The organism is Ruegeria sp. AM7 (genome assembly GCF_056535965.1).
Window position 1 is genome coordinate 2,777,928 of record NZ_JBQFJE010000003.1, and the last position, 18,972, is coordinate 2,796,899.

The window sequence follows — 18,972 nt, forward strand, 5'->3', positions numbered from 1 at the left end:
TCCACGAAATTGATCTGGCGAAAGGAACATCTGTGATGAGCAACCCGCTTTACGATCGTTTGTTCGGAATTCACGCGGGCAAGGACACGCCGTTCCTGCATCTTCCGAACGGTCAGACACTGTCCCATGCTGCATTTCTCGACATGGCGGCGCGGCTGGCCAATGCACTGATCGGGTATGAGCTTGAGCCCGGTAACCGTGTTGCCGTTCAAGTTGAAAAATCCCCCGAGGCGCTGGCGCTGTACGCCGCTTGCGCGCAGGCCGGGCTGATCTTTTTGCCTCTCAATACCGGCTACACCACGGCCGAGCTGCAATATTTCATCGAAAACAGCGAAGCCGCGCTGGTGGTTTGCGATGACGCGAAATCCAAGGGTCTTGCCCCCATTGCCGCTGCCCAAAACGCCCGGCTGGAAACGCTGAACGCCGATGGATCGGGCAGTTTAATGCGACGCGCGCTTGGGATGCTGCCCGCGTTTGAACCCGTGCGCCGATCCGAGGATGATCTGGCCGCCTTCCTTTATACCTCGGGCACCACGGGGCGCTCCAAGGGCGCGATGCTGTCGCAGGCCAACCTGCTGTCAAACGCGGAAACGCTGGTGCGGGAATGGCGGTTCACCGCAGATGATGTTCTGCTGCACGCCTTGCCGATTTTCCACACGCATGGGCTGTTTGTGGCGACCAACGTGGTGCTGGCCTCGGGTGGGTCGATGATCTTTCTGCCGAAGTTCGATTTGGATGACATGCTGCGCCTGATGCCGCAGGTGACCTCAATGATGGGGGTGCCGACCTTCTACACCCGCCTGTTGGGGGATGATCGGTTCACCGGTGATCTGGCTCAGCATATGCGACTGTTCATCTCGGGCTCGGCCCCGTTGCTGGCGGAAACCCATGAGCGGTTTGAAACCCGCACCGGCCACCGCATTCTTGAACGATACGGCATGACCGAAACCAACATGAACACCTCAAACCCCTATGACGGCGAGCGCCGCGCGGGTACAGTTGGCTTCCCCCTGCCCGATGTCGAATTGAAAGTGACCGACCCTGAAAGCGGCGAAACCCTGCCGCAGGGCGAGATCGGCATGATCGAGGTCCGCGGCCCAAACGTCTTCCAAGGCTATTGGCAAATGCCTGAGAAAACCGCCGCCGAGCTGCGCGAGGATGGGTTTTTCATCACCGGCGATCTGGGTCGAGTGGACGCCGATGGCTATGTCCATATCGTCGGGCGCGGTAAGGATCTGATCATCTCGGGCGGGTTCAACATCTATCCCAAGGAACTTGAGATGCTGCTGGACGATCAACCCGGCGTGTTGGAAAGCGCCGTGATCGGCGTGCCGCACCCGGATTTCGGCGAAACCCCCGTGGGCCTGCTGGTGGCGGAACCCGGCGCAACGCCTGATCTGGACGCGATCATGGCCCGTGCGCAGGCCGAACTGGCCCGTTTCAAACACCCTCGCAAACTGATCGTGCTGGACGCGTTGCCGCGCAACACGATGGGCAAGGTGCAGAAAAACGCCCTGCGCGAGCGTTTCGCCGAACTCTTCACCTAAGCGGCACGCGTCCCATCGGGGTCAAAAGCCAGCACTTGCGATCCTCAAATACCGCCGTGGCCAAGGGGCGGCCATAGCCTGCGCCCGCATCCAGATTGACCCGGTTGCCGCAATGCTCGGCCTGATCGACAGGTGTGTGGCCATGGACAATCAGCCACGGATGCGGCGCGGCTTCGGTCAGGAACTCGTTGCGAATCCAGATCAGGTCATTCTCGGATTGCTGCTCCAGCGGAAGCCCCGGCCGGATACCCGCGTGAACGAACAGCATTTCGCCCTCTTGGTGATAGTTCGGCAGAGCATTGAGGAAATCCAGATGCTGCGGCCGAACGGCCTCGACCGCGCGTTGATGGACATGGATGATGCGGTCATTGTCGCTGACATCCACACCGTAAGAGGCCAACGTTTCGCGCCCGCCCAAACGCGGATGCAACCAACTGAGCGTGACCGGCAAGTGGCTGTCCGCGACCTCGCAATCCTGCACGAATCGCGCCATCATCCGGTCGTGATTGCCCCGGACCATGACCCAGTTGCGCCCCGCACGCTGACCTTCGATCAACAGGTCAAGAACGCCGCGACTGTTCGGCCCGCGATCCACGTAATCGCCCAGAAACACGACCCGCGCATCCGGGCCTCCATCCTGTTCGATCCGGCGCAGGGCGGTTTGCAACATCTCAAGTTGGCCGTGAATATCGCCAATGGCGTAAATGGCAGACGTCATAAAAAACCTCGGGTCCAAAATTCACTTTGCTTGTGACGGGAAAACCGCCCATGGCAAAGAAAATACCCGCGCCTTGGACGGCGCGGGCTGGGATTGTCTCAGATTTTCAACACCGACAGTCAGGCGACGTCGAATTCTAGCGGTTTGATTTGCGTGAACAGCCCTGTCTCAGCCAGTTTGGCTCGAGCCTCTGCTGGAACGGGTTCATCCACATATAGCAGCGCGATCGCCTCGCCCCCGGCCTCAGACCGACCAAGGGTAAAGTTCGCGATATTCACGTCATTCTCGCCCATGGTCTGACCCAGCGCACCAATGATGCCCGGCACGTCTTCGTTGGTGGTATAGAGCATATGCGCCCCGACCTCGGCATCGATATTGATGCCCTTGATCTGGATGAAACGCGGCTTGCCATCGCTGAACACCGTGCCACCGATCGAACGCTCCCGCTTATCGGTAACAACGGTGACTTTGATATAGCCTTCGAACGCGCCGGACTTGTCTTGATTGGTGGTCGAGATATTGATCCCACGCTCTTTCGCGATCACGGGCGCAGACACCATGTTCACATCAGGATTGACCTTTTTCATGATCCCCGCAACGGCAGCACAATTCAGCGCAGCAAGGTTCATCTCAGCTGCGACACCATCATAAAGGATGTTGATCGCCTTGATCGGTTCATCGGTCATCTGGCCGATGAAGCTGCCCAGATGACCGGCCAGCTTGATCCACGGCCCCATGACCTTGGCCTCTTCGGCGGTCACGCTGGGCATGTTCAGCGCGTTCTCAACAGCCCCGGTCAGCAAGTAGTTCGAGATCTGCTCGGCCACCTGCAGCGCCACGTTTTCCTGCGCCTCGGTCGTGGCAGCGCCCAGATGCGGGGTGCAAACCACGTTGGGCAGGTTGAACAGAGCGTTTTCCTTGGCCGGTTCCTCGCTGAACACGTCAAAGGCCGCACCGGCCACATGGCCCGATTGCAGCATTTCGGCCAGCGCGTCCTCATCAACCAGACCGCCACGGGCACAGTTGACGATGCGCACGCCCGGCTTGGTTTTCGCCAGATTCTCACGGCTCAGGATGTTGCGCGTCTGATCGGTCAGCGGCACGTGCAGGGTGATGAAATCGGCGCGGGCTAGCAATTCGTCCAGTTCGACCTTTTCGACGCCCATCTTGGCGGCTTTCTCTTCGCTCAGGAACGGGTCATAGGCCACGACCTTCATCTTCAGGCCCAGCGCGCGCTCGCAAACGATGCCGCCGATATTGCCTGCACCAATGACGCCGAGGGTCTTGTTGGTCAGCTCAATCCCCATGAACTTGGACTTTTCCCACTTACCCGCATGGGTCGAGGTGCTGGCCTCGGGGATTTGCCGCGCCACGGCGAACATCATTGCAATGGCATGTTCGGCGGTGGTGATCATGTTGCCAAAGGGCGTGTTCATCACGATCACGCCCTTTTTGCTGGCCGCTTCCTTGTCGACATTGTCGGTGCCAATTCCGGCGCGACCAATGACTTTCAGATTGTCGGCTTTCTCCAACAGGGTCGGCGTGACCTTGGTGGCCGAGCGGATCGCAAGGCCGTCATATTGGCCGATCAGTTCGGCCAGCTTGTCCTTATCCTTGCCCAGATCGGGCATGAAATCCACGTCGATGCCGCGATCGCGAAAGATCTGCACGGCGGTTTCACTGAGCTTGTCAGATACGAGTACTTTGGGGGCCATATCTCTGGTCCTTGAATTTTGGGGAAAGGTCCGGGCCACAGGCGGGCCCGGATTTTTCGTCGAAAAATCTTGTCAGGCGGCGGCTGTTTGCGCGGCGATCTCGGCCTCAAAGGCCCAGACCAGCCAGGGCAGCATGGCCTGAATATCCGCAGTCTCAACCGTGCCACCGCACCAGATGCGCAGACCCGCAGGCGCGTCGCGATAGGCACCGATATCCAGCGCGATGTTCTCGGCCTCCAGCCGTTTGGCCACGGCCTTGGCGAAGGTCGCGCCATCCTGAATGCGCGGATCGGTGAATTTCAGGCAGACGGACGTGTTCGACTGCGTCGCCGCATCCTCGGCCAGATTGGCGATCCAGTCGTTCTGGTCACAAAACGAATGCACCGCACCGGCATTGGCATCTGCGCGGGCAATCAGGCCCTGCAACCCACCGACCGAGCGCGCCCAGTCCAGCGCAAACAGGTAATCCTCGACCGCCAGCATCGAGGGCGTGTTGATCGTGGCCCCGGTGAAAATACCGTCGATCAGCTTGCCGCCTTTGGTCAGGCGGAAAATCTTGGGCAGCGGCCATGCGGGGGTGTAGCTTTCCAGCCGCTCAACCGCGCGCGGGCTGAGGATCAGCATTCCATGAGCGGCCTCACCACCCAGAACTTTCTGCCAGCTGAACGTGGTCACATCCAACTTGTCCCACGGCAGGTCCATCGCAAAGGCAGCCGAAGTCGCATCACAGATCGTCAGACCCTGACGGTCATCCGCGATCCAGTCGCCATTGGGTACTCGCACGCCCGAGGTCGTGCCGTTCCACGTAAACACCACGTCATTGGCGAAATCGACCGAGGCCAGATCGACGATCTGTCCGTACTCCGCCGTTTTCACCTCGGCATCGATCTTCAGCTGTTTGACCACATCGGTGACCCAACCGGCACCAAAGCTCTCCCAGGCCAGCATCTCGACCTTGCGTTCGCCCAGCAGCGACCACAGCGCCATCTCGACCGCGCCGGTGTCAGAGGCGGGCACGATGCCGATCTTGTAATCTGCCGGAATACCCAGAACCTCACGCGTGCCTTCGATGGCCGCTTTCAGCTTGTCCTTGCCCACGGCAGCGCGGTGCGACCGGCCCAGCGCGGCATCGGCCAGCTTGTTCAGCTCAAATGTGGGGGGTTTGGCGCAGGGGCCAGAGGAAAAACGCGGATTCGCCGGCCGCGTCGCCGGTGTATTGGTACTCATGTGTATTACCCTTCCAGATACACGCCCCTCGTTGGGGAGGGGTGTCCCACCTCAAGGCTTAGAAAGCCCCCGGCACCGCAGCAAGCAAAAAAGACGCTTGAAAGACGGAAACCGACATGCCCAAACGCCGCAATCGCGGTCACAAGTTTCCGATAGGCGAAATGATTTGCGCCCCGTTAACGCCGACGCCGCCCGGTTTGACTGTTTTTTGGGCAGTCACCTCTGCGTCCCTACGGAATGACCGCCGAACTCTTGAGATCGCACGACCACCCGGTGAAAAGGTGCCATGCCAGACACTCTGACCATTGTCGTAGTAGAAGAAGACCGCGAGCGTGCAACTGCCATCGTCGATGCCCTTCGGGCGTCCGGGGCTTATGATGTGCACGTGATCGGCAACGTCTCAAGTCTTGCGCGCAAGATCGCCGCCTTGATTCCGGATGTGGTGCTGATCGACATCGACAACCCGACCCGCGATATGCTTGAGGAACTGACCCTTGCCTCCGGGCCACTGGAACGCCCAGTGGCCATGTTCGTCTCGGGCGCGGCGGGCGATTTGGCCTCGACCGCAATCGAGGCCGGACTGTCGGCCTATGTGGTCGATGGGATGCAGCCGGATCGGCTGAAACCGGTGTTGGACGCGGCCATCGCCCGGTTCCAGATCGTCCGCCAGATGCGCCGCGAACTGGCCGAAACCAAACGTGCGTTGGAAGAACGCAAGGTGATCGACCGCGCCAAGGGTCTGCTGATGAAGGCCCGCGGGGTCGAAGAAGAAGAGGCTTACGCGCTGCTGCGCAAGGCCGCGATGGATCAGGGCCGCCGCGTCGCCGATGTGGCCGAGGCGCTGGTCACGGCCTCGGGGCTGCTGTCATGAACGCTGTGACACTGCCCGTTGCTTATGTTCCGCTGGTGGACGCCGCCCCCCTGATCGTGGCGCATGAGATGGGTCTGGCCCGCGCCGAAGGGGTCGAACTGGACCTGATCGCCGCGCCCTCGTGGTCATCCGTGCGCGATATGCTGGCCTTTGGACGGGTGGACGCGGCGCATCTGCTGTCGCCGGTCCCTGTTGCCATGGCCTTGGGTCTGGGCGGAGTGACTCAGCCTTTGTCCGCGGTATCGGTCCTGTCGGTAAATGGCGACGTGATTGGCGTCAGCCGCGCGTTGGAAACCCGCCTGCGCGACTCGGGCTATGAGTTCGATTTCCGCGATCCGTTCAAGGCCGCCGCTGCGCTGGCCTCAGTCGCGGATGGGCCATTGGTCTTTGGCGTGCCCTTCCCGTTTTCCCTGCATGTGGAGCTGCTGCATTGCTGGCTTGAGGCCACCGAACTGTCCAAAATCGGGGTTGAAGTCCGCACCATCCCGCCGCCCCTGATGGCACAGGCTTTGGCCGAGGGCGATGTGGATGCGTTCTGTGTGGGTGAGCCCTGGGGCTCGGTCGCCGTGGAATCGCAGGCGGGGGCGTTACTGCTGCCCGGTCAGGCGATCTGGGCCTTTGCGCCGGAAAAAGTGCTGGCCGTGCGCACTGATTGGGCGGATACCGAACCGCACCTGCTGGGCAAGCTGATGCGGGCCGTCTGGCGCGCCGGACGTTGGTTGGGCCAGCCGGGCAGCCACACCGCCGCCGCCGAGATTCTGGCGCGCGATACTTATCTGAACCTTCCGTCAGAGCTGATCGACCGGGCGCTGTCGGGGCGCTTTACCATCACCGGCCATGCCGAACAGCGCGAGGTGCCGGGATTTGTCGAGTTCCACGACGGGGCCGCAAATTTCCCATGGCGCAGTCAGGCCAAGTGGATCGCCCACCGTCTGGCGCAACGATACGGTCTGGACCCGCATCTGGCGCTGGCCCAAGCGGGCAGCGTGTTCCGCAGCGATATCTACCGCAACCAACTGGCGGGGTTGGGGGCCGATCTGCCCGGTGCCTCGGAAAAACTGGAGGGCGCGATTCGTGAGACCACGCCCGTTGCCTCCCATAACGGGCAGCTGTCGCTGAAACGGGATGCGTTTCTGGATGGACGCATTTTTGACCCTCAGGATATCTGACGCCCAAGAATTAGGCAGACACGCGCACCGCACCGCGCGATTGCAGCATTTAACGCCGCGTCGCAGCAAAATCGCTTGATCGGCAACGGCGCATTGACCACTCTGAACCCATCGGCACGCAAAGGCGTGTGCCGCAAGAATTTATCCCAAAGTTTGGGAACGACTGAGCAAAGCCGCTCACTCTCTGGCCACTCCTCCCGGTCAGAGCGTGCAGCGGCTTTTTGTTTTTCACCCACCCGGTTGACCGGGACCAAGAAAGGGACAGACCCACATGAAGAAATTGCTTGCAGGCCTTGTCGCCACCACCGCCCTGATCAGCCCGGCGCTGGCCGAAACGCTGGAGCTGGAAAAGGACGAGCTGACCTTTGGCTTTATCAAACTGACCGACATGGCCCCGCTGGCTGTGGCCTATGAGAATGGGTACTTCCTGGATGAGGGCCTGTTCGTCACGCTCGAAGCGCAGGCCAACTGGAAAGTACTGCTGGACGGTGTGATCGACGGACAGCTGGACGGTGCGCATATGCTGGCCGGTCAGCCGCTGGCCGCAACGATCGGGTATGGCACCGAAGCGCATATCATCACCCCCTTCTCGATGGACCTGAACGGCAACGGCATCACTGTGTCGAACGAGGTCTGGGAAGAGATGAAGCCGAACATCCCGAAAATGGATGACGGTCGCCCGCAGCACCCGATCAGTGCCGAGGCTCTGGCCCCGGTGGTCGAGAAATACAAATCCGAAGGCAAGCCCTTTAACATGGGCATGGTCTTCCCCGTTTCGACCCACAATTACGAACTGCGCTACTGGCTGGCCGCTGGTGGACTGCATCCCGGTTACTACAGCCCCGAGAACGTGACCGGCCAGATCGGCGCGGATGTGTTCCTGTCGGTGACGCCTCCACCGCAGATGCCGGCCACGTTGGAAGCGGGCACCATCTATGGCTATTGCGTGGGTGAGCCGTGGAACCAGCAGGCCGTGTTCAAGGGCATCGGCGTGCCGGTGATCACCGATTATGAACTGTGGAAGAACAATCCCGAAAAGGTGTTCGGTATCAACGCCGAGTTCGCCGAGCAATACCCCAACACCACCCGCGCTGTCACTAAGGCGCTGATCCGCGCCGCGATGTGGCTGGATGAAAATGACAACGCAAACCGCCCCGCTGCAGTCGAAATTCTCAGCCAGCCGGAATATGTGGGTGCCGATTACGATGTGATCGCGAACTCGATGACGGGCACGTTCGAATATGAAAAGGGCGACAAGCGTGAAGTGCCCGATTTCAACGTATTCTTCCGCTATAACGCGACCTATCCGTTCTATTCGGACGCCATCTGGTACCTGACCCAGATGCGCCGCTGGGGCCAGATCGCCGAACCGCAAACCGATGCGTGGTATGACGAGGTCGCGAAATCCGTCTATCGCCCAGACATCTATCTGGACGCCGCCCGGATGCTGGTGGACGAAGGTCTAGCGAACGAGGCCGACTTCCCCTGGGACAGCGACGGCTACAAGGCCCCCACGCCCGCCGAGGATATCATCGACGGCATTCCCTATGACGCCCGTCAGCCTAACGCCTATCTGCAAAGCCTGCCGATCGGCCTGAAAGGCGAGCAGGTCGTCGTCGGCACAGAAGTTCAGGGTTAACTCCCCTGCCTCCCGGCCCTTGGTGGCTGGGGGGCTTCCCCATTCATACAGAATTCCACCCCGCCCGGCGCTGAACGTCCGGGCCAGGAGACCGCAAGATGACAGCCATCGACCACGACACGCTATCCGCTGATGCTGAACGCGAGGCCCGCCGCGCCCGCCTCTTCACCCGGATCAACGCCGCCGACAAATGGTTTCAGGTACTGGGCCTGGCCTGGATCACCCCAATCCTGAAGGCCGGTGCAGGTGACAACCCGCGCGCCCAGATGGGCGAGATTTGGCGCCTGCTGGTCGTGCCGCTGCTGGCCATCTTCGCCTTCCTTCTGATGTGGGGCACGCTAGCACCCAAGGTACAAACCTCACTGGGCGCAGTCCCCGGACCGGCGCAGGTCTGGTCCGAGGCTGTCAGCCTGCATCAGGACGCGCAGGCCAAGGCCGCCAAAAAGGCCAAGTTCGAAGCGATGGTTGAAAAGCGCAACCAGAAGTTCATCGACGCAGGTCAGCCCGAAAAAGTCAAAGAGGTCGCCTATACCGGCGCGCCGAGCTACTACAACCAGATCTGGACCTCGATCAAAACCGTGTTCTTCGGCTTTCTGATCGCCACCATTGTCGCTGTGCCGCTGGGCATCGCTGCGGGCCTGTCGCCCACCGCAAACGCCGCGCTGAACCCGCTGATCCAGATTTTCAAACCGGTCTCGCCGCTGGCCTGGCTGCCGATTGTGACCATGATCGTCTCAGCCGTTTACGTCACCAATGACGGCTGGTTCGCGAAATCCTTCCTGATCTCGGCCATCACCGTGACGCTGTGTTCGCTGTGGCCGACGCTGATCAACACCTCGCTGGGTGTGGCGTCGATCGACAAGGATCTGGTGAACGTCTCCAAAGTTCTGAAAATGAACACCTATACCAAGATCACCAAGCTGGTGCTGCCCTCGGCCCTACCGCTGATCTTCACCGGCCTGCGTCTGTCGCTTGGCGTTGGCTGGATGGTTCTGATCGCGGCTGAAATGCTGGCGCAGAACCCCGGTCTGGGCAAGTTTGTTTGGGATGAGTTCCAGAACGGCTCCTCCAGCTCACTCGCCAAGATCATGGTGGCTGTGTTCACCATCGGCATCATCGGCTTCCTGCTGGATCGCGTGATGTATGCGCTGCAGTCGCTGTTTACCTTCTCGAACAACCGGTGACCGATATGGCTGTGATCGACTTCAAGAATGTCAGCAAATCATTCGGCACCGGCACCGCTGCGACGGATGTGCTGAAAGACATCAACCTGTCAGTTCAGGAAGGTGAATTCGTGGTGTTGCTGGGCTTTTCCGGCACTGGCAAGACCACGCTGATCAACCTGATGGCGGGGATCGAGTTTCCCACCAAGGGCAGCGTCACCTTTCGCGACAAGGCCATCACCGGCCCCGCGCCGGAGCGGGGGGTGATCTTTCAGAACTACTCGCTGATGCCGTGGCTGACGGTGACGGGCAATGTGCGGCTGGCCGTGGATGCGGTGTTCCCCAAGATGCCCAAGGCCGAGAAAGAGGAAAAAGTTGCCCATTACATCCGCATGGTCGGCCTGAGCCACGCCGCCGGTCGCCGCCCGGCTGAGTTGTCGGGCGGGATGCGCCAGCGGGTGAACGTGGCCCGTGCTCTGGCGATGGACCCCGAGGTTCTGCTGCTGGACGAGCCGCTGTCGGCGCTGGATGCGCTGACCCGGGGCAATCTGGCGGAAGAGATCGAAAAGATCTGGGAAGAGAACCGCAAGACCTGTGTCCTGATCACCAATGACGTGGACGAGGCGATCCTGCTGGCCGACCGCATCATCCCGCTGAACCCAGATGGCACGCTGGGGACCGAGTTCAAAGTCTCGATCCCCCGCCCCCGCGACCGGTCCGCCATGAACCATGATGAGACGTTCAAGGCGCTGCGTGGCGAGGTCACGAAATACCTGATGGATGTGGGGATCGAGGCCAAGGTCGAAGGCACCAAGACCCTGCCCGACGTCACCCCGATCCACGGTGTCCCGGCAGCGGTGAAAGAGGCGCAATCGGGTCTGATCGAAGATCGCTATCTGGATTTCAGCCAGTTGCACAAGGTCTACCCCACCCCCAAAGGCCCGCTGACCGTGGTCGAGGACTTCAACCTGAAACTCAACCGGGGTGAGTTCATCTCGCTGATCGGTCACTCGGGCTGCGGCAAGTCCACAGTGCTGACCATGGCCGCTGGTCTGAACGAAATCTCGAAAGGCGCGATCAAGCTGGATGGCCGCCACGTCGAAGGCGCGGACCCGGAACGCGCCGTGGTGTTCCAGTCACCCTCGCTGTTCCCATGGCTGACCGCCAAGGAAAACGTCTCGGTCGGCGTGGACCGCGTCTATCCCCGCGCCAGCCAGGCCGAGCGGCAGGATGTGGTGGAATACTATCTGGAACGGGTCGGTCTGGCCGACGCGATGGACAAATCCGCTGCCGATATGTCGAACGGGATGCGCCAGCGTGTGGGCATCGCCCGCGCCTTTGCCCTGTCGCCGAAACTACTGTTGCTGGATGAGCCCTTCGGGATGCTCGACAGCCTCACCCGGTGGGAGTTGCAGGAGGTTCTCATGGAGGTCTGGTCGCGGACCAAAGTCACCACCATCTGCGTGACTCATGACGTGGATGAGGCGATCCTGCTGGCCGACCGCGTGGTGATGATGACGAACGGCCCACAGGCCACGATCGGCAAGATCACCAATGTCGACCTGCCACGCCCGCGCACCCGCAAGGCGCTGCTGGCCCACCCTGATTACTATGAATACCGGCAAGAGGTGTTGGATTTCCTTGAGGAATACGAACATGGGGCCAAACCCAAGCCCAAATCCCCTGCCCCCAAAGCCATTGCCGCGGAGTGAATGACATGAAACAGAAACTGGTAGTCATCGGAGCCGGCATGGCCTCGGGCCGGGTGCTGGAGCACCTGACCGACGCTGCCCCCGATGCGTTCGACATCACCCTGTTCAACGCCGAGCCGCGCGGGAACTACAACCGCATCATGCTCAGCCCGGTTCTGGCCGGTGATCAGACATATGAGGACATCGTCACCCATGACGACGCCTGGTATGCCGAACGTGGCATCACCTGCCGGTTTGGTGAGAAAGTCACCGACATTGACCGCACCGCCAAGGTTGTGCGCGGCGAAAATGGCGATGTCGCCTATGACAAGCTGATCTTCGGCACCGGGTCGAACCCGTTCATGATCCCGATGCCGGGGCATGATCTGGACGGCGTGATCGCCTATCGCGATCTGGAAGACACCGAACAGATGATGGGCATGGGCGCGGGCAACAAGGTCGTCGTCATCGGCGGCGGTTTGCTGGGGCTTGAGGCCGCCGCAGGCATGGCCGCACGCGGGGCCGATGTGACCGTGGTGCATATCATGGGCCACTTGATGGAGCGTCAATTGGACCCTGCCGCAGGCTATCTGCTGAAGAAATCGCTGGAAGAAAAAGGCATCAAAGTTCTGCTGAATGCTAAATCGACCGAGATCGCGGGCAAGGATGGCAAGGCCCGGGCGCTGCTGTTGGAGGACGGCACCGAATTGCCCTGCGACCTGCTGGTAATGGCTGTGGGCATCCGCCCCAACACCGCGCTGGCGCAGGACACGGGCCTTGCCGTGGGTCGAGGCATCCATGTGGACGATCAGATGATCACCTCGGACGCCGATATCTATGCCGTGGGCGAATGCGTCGAACATCAGGGCGAGGTCTTTGGCCTTGTTGCGCCGCTTTACGATCAGGCCAAAGTGCTGGCGCAGACCCTGCTGGGCGAGGATGCGGCGTTCAAACAGCGCTCGCTCTCGACCAAGCTGAAGGTCACCGGCTGTGATCTGTTCAGCGCAGGCGACTTTGCCGAGGGCGAGACCCGCGAAGATATCGTGTTCCGCGATCCAGCGCGCGGCGTTTACAAACGGCTGGTGCTGGAAGGTAACACGCTGGTCGGCGCGGTCATGTATGGCGATACCGGCGACAGCAACTGGTTTTTTGGCCTGATCCGCGATGGCGAGGACGTGTCCGAGATGCGTGAGACGCTGATCTTTGGCCCGGCCTATCAGGGGGGCGCCTCTGCGGACCCTCTCTCAGCCGTTGCAGCATTGCCGCCTGAGGCGGAAATCTGCGGCTGCAACGGCGTTTGCAAATCCGATATCACCGCGGCCATTGCAGATGGCGCAACCGATCTGAGCGCGATCCGCACGACCACCAAGGCCAGTGCGTCCTGCGGGACATGCACAGGGCTGGTCGAGCAACTGCTGCAGGTCACACTGGGCGATGATTTCCAGATGCCCACGGCGCAGCCTGTCTGCGGCTGCTGTGACCTGACCCACGAAGACGTCCGCCGTCTGATCAAATCACAAGAGTTGAAAAGTCAGGAAGCCGTCTGGCAGGAGCTGGGCTGGAAAACGCGCAACGGCTGTCATGTCTGCCGCCCGGCGATCAACTACTACCTGCTGGCCGACTGGCCGGTGGAATATCAGGACGACCCGCAAAGCCGCTTCGTCAACGAACGCAAACACGCCAACATCCAGAAAGACGGCACGTTCAGCGTCGTACCCCGAATGTGGGGCGGCATCACCAACCCGGCGGAACTGCGCGCCATTGCCGATGCGGCCGAGAAATACGATGTGCCCACGGTCAAGGTCACCGGTGGGCAGCGCATCGACCTGCTGGGCGTGAAAGGCGCGGATCTGCCCTATATCTGGTCCGATCTGAACAAGGCCGGGCTGGTCTCGGGCCACGCTTATTCCAAGGGTCTGCGCACGGTGAAAACCTGTGTCGGCACCGATCACTGCCGGTTCGGCACGCAGGACAGCACCGGCCTAGGCGTAAAGCTTGAGAAAATCCTGTGGGGCTCATGGACGCCGCACAAGCTGAAGCTGGCAGTCTCTGGCTGCCCGCGCAACTGCGCCGAGGCGACCTGCAAGGATATCGGTTTGGTCTGCGTGGACTCGGGCTTCCAGATCAGCATCGGCGGCGCGGCGGGCATGGACGTCAAGGAAACCGAACTGCTGGTGCAGGTTCCCACCGAGGACGAGGCGATTGAGGTCGTGATGGCCGTCACTCAGGCCTATCGCGAGGGCGGCAAGTATCTGGACCGTCTGTATAAATGGATGGCGAAGGTTGGCCTCGACTGGATCAAGGAAACTGTGGTGGACGACCTCGACAACCGCCGCGCGTTGGTTGAACGGTTCGAACTCAGCCAGTCCATCTACCGCAAAGACCCATGGGCCGAGCAGGCCAAAGAGGCCCCGCGCTTTGCGCCCATGGCCGATCTGACATTGGAGGCCGCAGAATGAGCTGGATCGACATCGGACATATCGACGACATCCCCCTGCGCGGCGCGCGCGTGGTGAAAACGCCCGTGGGCTGCATCGCCCTATTCCGCACCGCCAAGGATGAGGTCTTTGCGGCCTCCGACACCTGCCCCCACAAAGGCGGGCCTCTGTCCGAAGGCATCGTGCATGGCCAGTCTGTCACCTGCCCACTGCACAATTGGGTGTTCGACCTGAATTCAGGTCAAGCCCAAGGCGCGGATGAAGGCCAGATCGCCACCTACCCGGTGCAGTTGGACGGAGACCGCATCCTGCTCGACAGCACCTCATTGGGGCAAAGGAGCGCCGCGTGAAAGACCTGAGTGCCTGCGCCACGCGCTCGACCTGCCCCTATTGCGGGGTCGGCTGCGGTGTTCTGCTGCAACCGGATGGCGCGGGTGGCCTGACCGTCACCGGTGATCCGAATCATCCGGCCAATCAAGGGCGGCTCTGTTCCAAAGGCTCGGCTTTGGCCGAAACAGTGGGTCTATCGCAACGGCTGTTAAGTCCGGTGGTGTCCGGTGAAGAAACCGGCTGGGACGACGCGCTGCAACTGGTCGCCGACCGGTTCCGCGAGACGATTGCCGAACACGGACCGGATTCGGTGGCCTTCTATGTCTCGGGGCAATTGCTGACCGAGGATTACTATGTCGCCAACAAGCTGATGAAAGGCTTCATCGGCACGGCCAATATCGACACGAATTCGCGGCTGTGCATGGCCTCGACCGTCGCGGGCCACAAACGCGCTTTTGGCACCGACACCGTGCCCGGCACTTACGAGGATCTGGACGAGGCTGATCTGGTCGTGCTGGTCGGATCCAATCTGGCGTGGTGCCATCCGGTTCTGTATCAGCGCCTGATGGCGGCGCAGCAGGCGCGCGGCACGAGGATCATCGTGATCGACCCGCGCCGCACTGCGTCCTGTGACAGTGCCGATCTGCACCTGCCTCTGGCAGCAGGCAGCGATGTGGCCTTGTTCAACCACCTGCTGACGCAGATCGACGCTGCAGGGCTGGTGGATACGGATTTCCTGACCCACACCACCGGTATTCACGAGGCGCTGGACAGTGCGCTGGCCGATGATGTGTCGGTCACTGGGCTCAGCCCCGACGATATCGCGCGGTTCTGTCAGATGTGGATGGAGACTGAAAAGGTCGTGACGATCTTCAGTCAGGGCGTGAATCAATCCAGTTCGGGCAGTGACAAGGTTAACGCCATCCTGAACTGCCATCTGGCCACGGGGCGCATCGGCAAGCCCGGCTGCGGGCCGCTGTCGGTCACCGGTCAACCCAACGCCATGGGTGGGCGCGAGGTCGGTGGACTGGCCAATATGCTCGCCTGTCATCTGGATATCGAAAACGCCGATCACCGCGCCGCCGTGCGCGATTTCTGGTCGGCCCCGACCATGCCCGAGGCCCCGGGCCTCAAGGCCGTGGACCTGTTCCGCGCCGTGGGCGACGGGCGCGTCAAGGCGCTGTGGGTGATCCATACGAACCCGGTGGTGTCGATGCCCGAGGCCGACACGGTGCGCGACGCGATTGCGGCCTGCCCGTTCACCGTGGTCTCGGACATCACCGCGCGCACCGATACGGCGCGACTGGCCGATGTGCTGCTGCCCGCCGCAGCGTGGGCCGAGAAAGACGGCACTGTCACCAATTCCGACCGCACGATCAGCCGGCAGCGCTCGGTCCTGCCCGCGCCCGGCAAGGCGCGCGCGGATTGGGACATTCTGGCCGAGGTCGGACGGCGGATGGGCTGGCCCTCGGCCTTCGACTACCAAACACCCGGAGAGATTTTCCGCGAATACGCAACCCTGTCCGGAGTGGCCGCCAAGTTTGGGCGCGATTTCAATATCTCGGGCCTCAGCGACTTGGATGCGGCGGGGTATGACGCTCTGGGGCCGACGCGCTGGCCCGTCTCGGCCACACGGCAGGGCGGACGGTTCTTTGCGGATGGGCAATTCTATCACCCCGACGGCAAGGCGCGGCTTTTACCAGTTACATGGCGCGCACCTGCGGCCAAAACAGAACCGCGCTATCCGTTCTGGCTGAACACCGGTCGGCTGCGCGACCAATGGCACACGATGACCCGTACCGGTCTGTCCGCGCGCCTGTCCGCGCATCTGCCCGAGCCGTTTTTGGACATTCATCCCGATGATGCGCACGCCACGGGGATAAACTCCGCCGATCTGGTGCAGGTCGCAAGCCCACATGGAACATCCATCCTGCGGGCACGGATCACACGCGATGTCACACAAGGACAGGTCTTTGCGCCTATACACTGGACCGGAGAAACCGCCCCCTCAGCCCGGATCGACGCCGTGGTCGCTGCGGCGACGGACCCGGTTTCGGGACAACCCGAAAGCAAAGCGTCCGTGGTAAACGTCACCCGGTTCAACGCCAAATGGTATGGGTTTGCGGTGTCACATCGCGAAATGCAGCCGTCCTGCGAATATTGGGCGCAGACCCCCACCAAAACCGGCTATCGCGCCGAGCTGGCCGGGGTTGGCGCAATCAATAACTGGCAAACCGCCGCACGTGATCTTTTCGGATTGCCCGAAGCACAGATAACGATCGTCGAGGACCCGGCGCGCGGCATGGCGCGGCTGGCGTTTCACGAAGACGGACGATTGGTCGCTGCCTTGTTCATCTCTCCCGAGCCCGTGGCCGTGATGCGCGACTATCTGGCGACTCTGCCACAGGTGCCCGACCTGCTGTCGGGTCGCGCACCGGCCGACCGGCCCGATCCCGGCCCTGTTCTGTGTTCCTGTTTCGACGTAGGCGTGAACACCATCCTGACCGCTATTGAGACCAAAGGGCTGATGACCGTCGAAGCCATTGGCGAGGCGTTGCAGGCCGGAACGAATTGTGGCTCATGCCGCCCGGAACTGGCGAGCCTGCTCGCGTCGGCCCATCAGAAAGAGGCCGCTCAGTAGTTCTAGAACCGAACAGCCTCTCCGGTCTCAAGCGCCTTTTGCGCGGCCAGACCCATGCGCACGGCCCACATCCCGTCGTGCAAGGTCACTTCGGGGGCGGGTTTGTCGCCCCGCAGGACGGCCAGGAACCCTTGATGCTGATAGAAGGTAGACCCGTTGTGGTCACCTGCGGCCAATAGCGTTGGATCGACGGGGATGTCCTTGGCGACCGGCCCTTTGGGATGGCGCGGGCTTACGATCAGTTGCGGCACTGGTGCATCACCAAGATGCTCGGGCCAGAAACGGCCGGGTCCGGGCACCAGCGCTTCAATCTTGGCGTCTGGTCCGACGGCCGAGATTTCCTCCTGATATCGCGCGCCTTCGGCGAACATACACAGCTCCAGCATCGCACGCGCGCCCGAGGCGAAGTCGACCATGACATACCCGTGGTCCAGAATGTCGGGTGTTTCTCCGTCATAGGCTTCATCCAAATGATTGACGGCCTGCCCCCCGCTGGCTGTCACACGCACAGGGTCCGATTGCAGGATCAGGCGCATAAGGTCGAAGAAGTGGCAGCATTTTTCGACAAAGGTTCCGCCCGTGTTGCGGTTGAAGCGATTCCAGTTGCCGACCTTTTCCAGAAAGGGAAAGCGGTGCTCCTTGATGGTCAGCATTTTGACGCCGCCAGTCACCTGCGCCCCCTCAATCAAGGCTGCGATGGGCGGCATATAGCGATACTCCATCGCCACCCAGATCGGATGAGGGTAGTCGCGCTGGATGGCGTCAAGCCGCGCCGCATCTGCAGGGTCGGTGAACAGAGGTTTCTCGACCAGCAAAGGCAAGGGTCGCACCCGCGCAATCTGCTCGATCTGATCCACGTGCAAATGATTAGGGCTGGCAATCACGATGCAATCCAGATCATCCACGGCCAGCAGATCTTCGACCGAACCCACCATCTGCGCATCCGGTACAATCGTCTGCGCTGCCTTGGCCATCGCGGCGTCGGGTTCGAAAATCGCCGAGACGCGCGTACCTTCTAGCAACGCGATATTGTGCAGGTGTTCCTGCCCCATCATGCCGCAACCGATCAGCCCGTAATGGATGGTCCGGGTCATGCGCGTTTCCTTCTACTTCAAACGTTGGACATAGGTGGCCCGATCCGGGTCGAACCACGTTTTTGAAAACTCGACCGGTTCTGGGCCCTCGGACCAACTGAACCGCTCAATATACCCGGCCGTTTCGCCAGCGGGTTTGGTGAAGGTCTCAGGCGTCCACGCAGGCAGCGCACGGACCGAAACCCGATCCTCGGCCCGCGTGATCCAGAACCCAAGCTGCTGCTGATAATAGCGATAAAGCGAATCCGACAGCAGCGCCTGATCGACCTTTCCGGCGGACTCATCCAGCCAGATTTCCTCGACCGCGATGATTGTGTCATTCAAATAGCGCATCCGGCGCACTCGCGACCCCTTGGGCGAAGTCCCGAATTCCGGCAGATCTGAGGGCTTTTCCAGATGATCCACCGACAGGATATCTGCGCGCGGCAGGCCCCCGCCTTCGGGTAGTTCCAGCCGGAACATCGCATAAACGCTGTTCTGCGTCCCGGTCTCGCGGATGTAATTGCCCGAGCCTTGGATACGCTCCAACATCCCTTTTTTCTCAAGCTCCGCCAGCGATTTTCGCAGTGTCCCGACCGAAACATTGAGGTTCGCCGCCATGTCCCGTTCGGGCGGCAAACGCTCACCATCGATCAATCGGCCCGCGGCGATGTCGCGGATCAAAAGCTCGGCGATCTGAACATAGATCGGCAGCGCGTTAGGGTTGCGGCTGTTGGCAGTCATTTTCGG

The 18,972-nt window shown here is 61.3% G+C and carries 14 protein-coding genes; 9 read left to right on the forward strand and 5 right to left on the reverse strand.

The window, feature by feature from the left end:
* The first annotated feature begins 35 nt into the window (after nucleotides 1–35).
* Entirely contained in the window at nucleotides 36–1,547 is a 1,512-nt protein-coding gene (locus ACR3EG_RS17895) for a malonate--CoA ligase (protein ID WP_480497560.1), read from the forward strand.
* Here the strand turns inward: ACR3EG_RS17895 and ACR3EG_RS17900 are convergent.
* The 3 genes from ACR3EG_RS17900 to ACR3EG_RS17910 all read right to left on the reverse strand — a co-directional run bounded on the left by ACR3EG_RS17900 (nucleotide 1,540) and on the right by ACR3EG_RS17910 (nucleotide 5,207).
* On the reverse strand, nucleotides 1,540–2,265 hold the full coding sequence (locus ACR3EG_RS17900; protein ID WP_480497558.1) for a metallophosphoesterase family protein: 726 nt from the start codon (nucleotides 2,263–2,265) through the stop codon (nucleotides 1,540–1,542). The two genes, ACR3EG_RS17895 and ACR3EG_RS17900, sit on opposite strands and share 8 nt — an antisense overlap.
* 119 nt (nucleotides 2,266–2,384) lie before the next feature.
* Complete coding sequence (serA, locus tag ACR3EG_RS17905; RefSeq protein ID WP_480497556.1) at nucleotides 2,385–3,980, reverse strand: phosphoglycerate dehydrogenase; 1,596 nt, start codon at nucleotides 3,978–3,980, stop codon at nucleotides 2,385–2,387.
* 72 nt (nucleotides 3,981–4,052) lie between these two features.
* Nucleotides 4,053–5,207 carry a phosphoserine transaminase gene (locus ACR3EG_RS17910; RefSeq protein ID WP_480497554.1) on the reverse strand — a complete coding sequence of 385 codons (1,155 nt, stop codon included), beginning with the start codon at nucleotides 5,205–5,207 and terminating at the stop codon, nucleotides 4,053–4,055.
* A 286-nt stretch (nucleotides 5,208–5,493) separates the two neighbouring features.
* On the opposite strand from ACR3EG_RS17910, the gene ACR3EG_RS17915 reads away from it, so the two are divergent.
* The 8 genes from ACR3EG_RS17915 (at nucleotide 5,494) to ACR3EG_RS17950 (ending at nucleotide 17,149) form a co-directional block, all read left to right on the forward strand.
* Nucleotides 5,494–6,078, forward strand: coding sequence for an ANTAR domain-containing response regulator (locus tag ACR3EG_RS17915; protein WP_480497552.1), 585 nt, complete (start codon nucleotides 5,494–5,496; stop codon nucleotides 6,076–6,078).
* Nucleotides 6,075–7,247 carry an ABC transporter substrate-binding protein gene (locus ACR3EG_RS17920; RefSeq protein ID WP_480497550.1) on the forward strand — a complete coding sequence of 391 codons (1,173 nt, stop codon included), beginning with the start codon at nucleotides 6,075–6,077 and terminating at the stop codon, nucleotides 7,245–7,247. The genes ACR3EG_RS17915 and ACR3EG_RS17920 overlap by 4 nt, the downstream gene beginning before the upstream one ends.
* A gap of 271 nt (nucleotides 7,248–7,518) precedes the next feature.
* On the forward strand, nucleotides 7,519–8,886 hold the full coding sequence (locus tag ACR3EG_RS17925) for a CmpA/NrtA family ABC transporter substrate-binding protein (RefSeq protein ID WP_480497548.1): 1,368 nt from the start codon (nucleotides 7,519–7,521) through the stop codon (nucleotides 8,884–8,886).
* 98 nt (nucleotides 8,887–8,984) lie between these two features.
* A complete protein-coding gene (locus tag ACR3EG_RS17930) occupies nucleotides 8,985–10,070 on the forward strand; it encodes an ABC transporter permease (RefSeq protein WP_480497546.1) in 1,086 nt (361 codons plus the stop codon).
* Between the two features lie 5 nt (nucleotides 10,071–10,075).
* Entirely contained in the window at nucleotides 10,076–11,761 is a 1,686-nt protein-coding gene (locus ACR3EG_RS17935; RefSeq protein ID WP_480497544.1) for an ABC transporter ATP-binding protein, read from the forward strand.
* A gap of 5 nt (nucleotides 11,762–11,766) precedes the next feature.
* Complete coding sequence (gene nirB / locus ACR3EG_RS17940) at nucleotides 11,767–14,199, forward strand: nitrite reductase large subunit NirB (RefSeq protein WP_480497542.1); 2,433 nt, start codon at nucleotides 11,767–11,769, stop codon at nucleotides 14,197–14,199.
* The gene (nirD, locus tag ACR3EG_RS17945) at nucleotides 14,196–14,528 is read left to right on the forward strand and encodes a nitrite reductase small subunit NirD (RefSeq protein WP_170355473.1); all 333 of its coding nucleotides are present in this window, start codon (nucleotides 14,196–14,198) and stop codon (nucleotides 14,526–14,528) included. Before nirB ends, nirD begins: the two co-directional genes overlap by 4 nt.
* Nucleotides 14,525–17,149 carry a molybdopterin-dependent oxidoreductase gene (locus tag ACR3EG_RS17950; protein WP_480497540.1) on the forward strand — a complete coding sequence of 875 codons (2,625 nt, stop codon included), beginning with the start codon at nucleotides 14,525–14,527 and terminating at the stop codon, nucleotides 17,147–17,149. Before nirD ends, ACR3EG_RS17950 begins: the two co-directional genes overlap by 4 nt.
* 2 nt (nucleotides 17,150–17,151) lie before the next feature.
* Here the strand turns inward: ACR3EG_RS17950 and ACR3EG_RS17955 are convergent, their stop codons facing one another.
* A complete protein-coding gene (locus ACR3EG_RS17955) occupies nucleotides 17,152–18,243 on the reverse strand; it encodes a Gfo/Idh/MocA family protein (RefSeq protein ID WP_480497538.1) in 1,092 nt (363 codons plus the stop codon).
* Between the two features lie 12 nt (nucleotides 18,244–18,255).
* The gene (locus ACR3EG_RS17960) at nucleotides 18,256–18,966 is read right to left on the reverse strand and encodes a GntR family transcriptional regulator (protein ID WP_480497536.1); all 711 of its coding nucleotides are present in this window, start codon (nucleotides 18,964–18,966) and stop codon (nucleotides 18,256–18,258) included.
* Nucleotides 18,967–18,972: the final 6 nt, after the last annotated feature.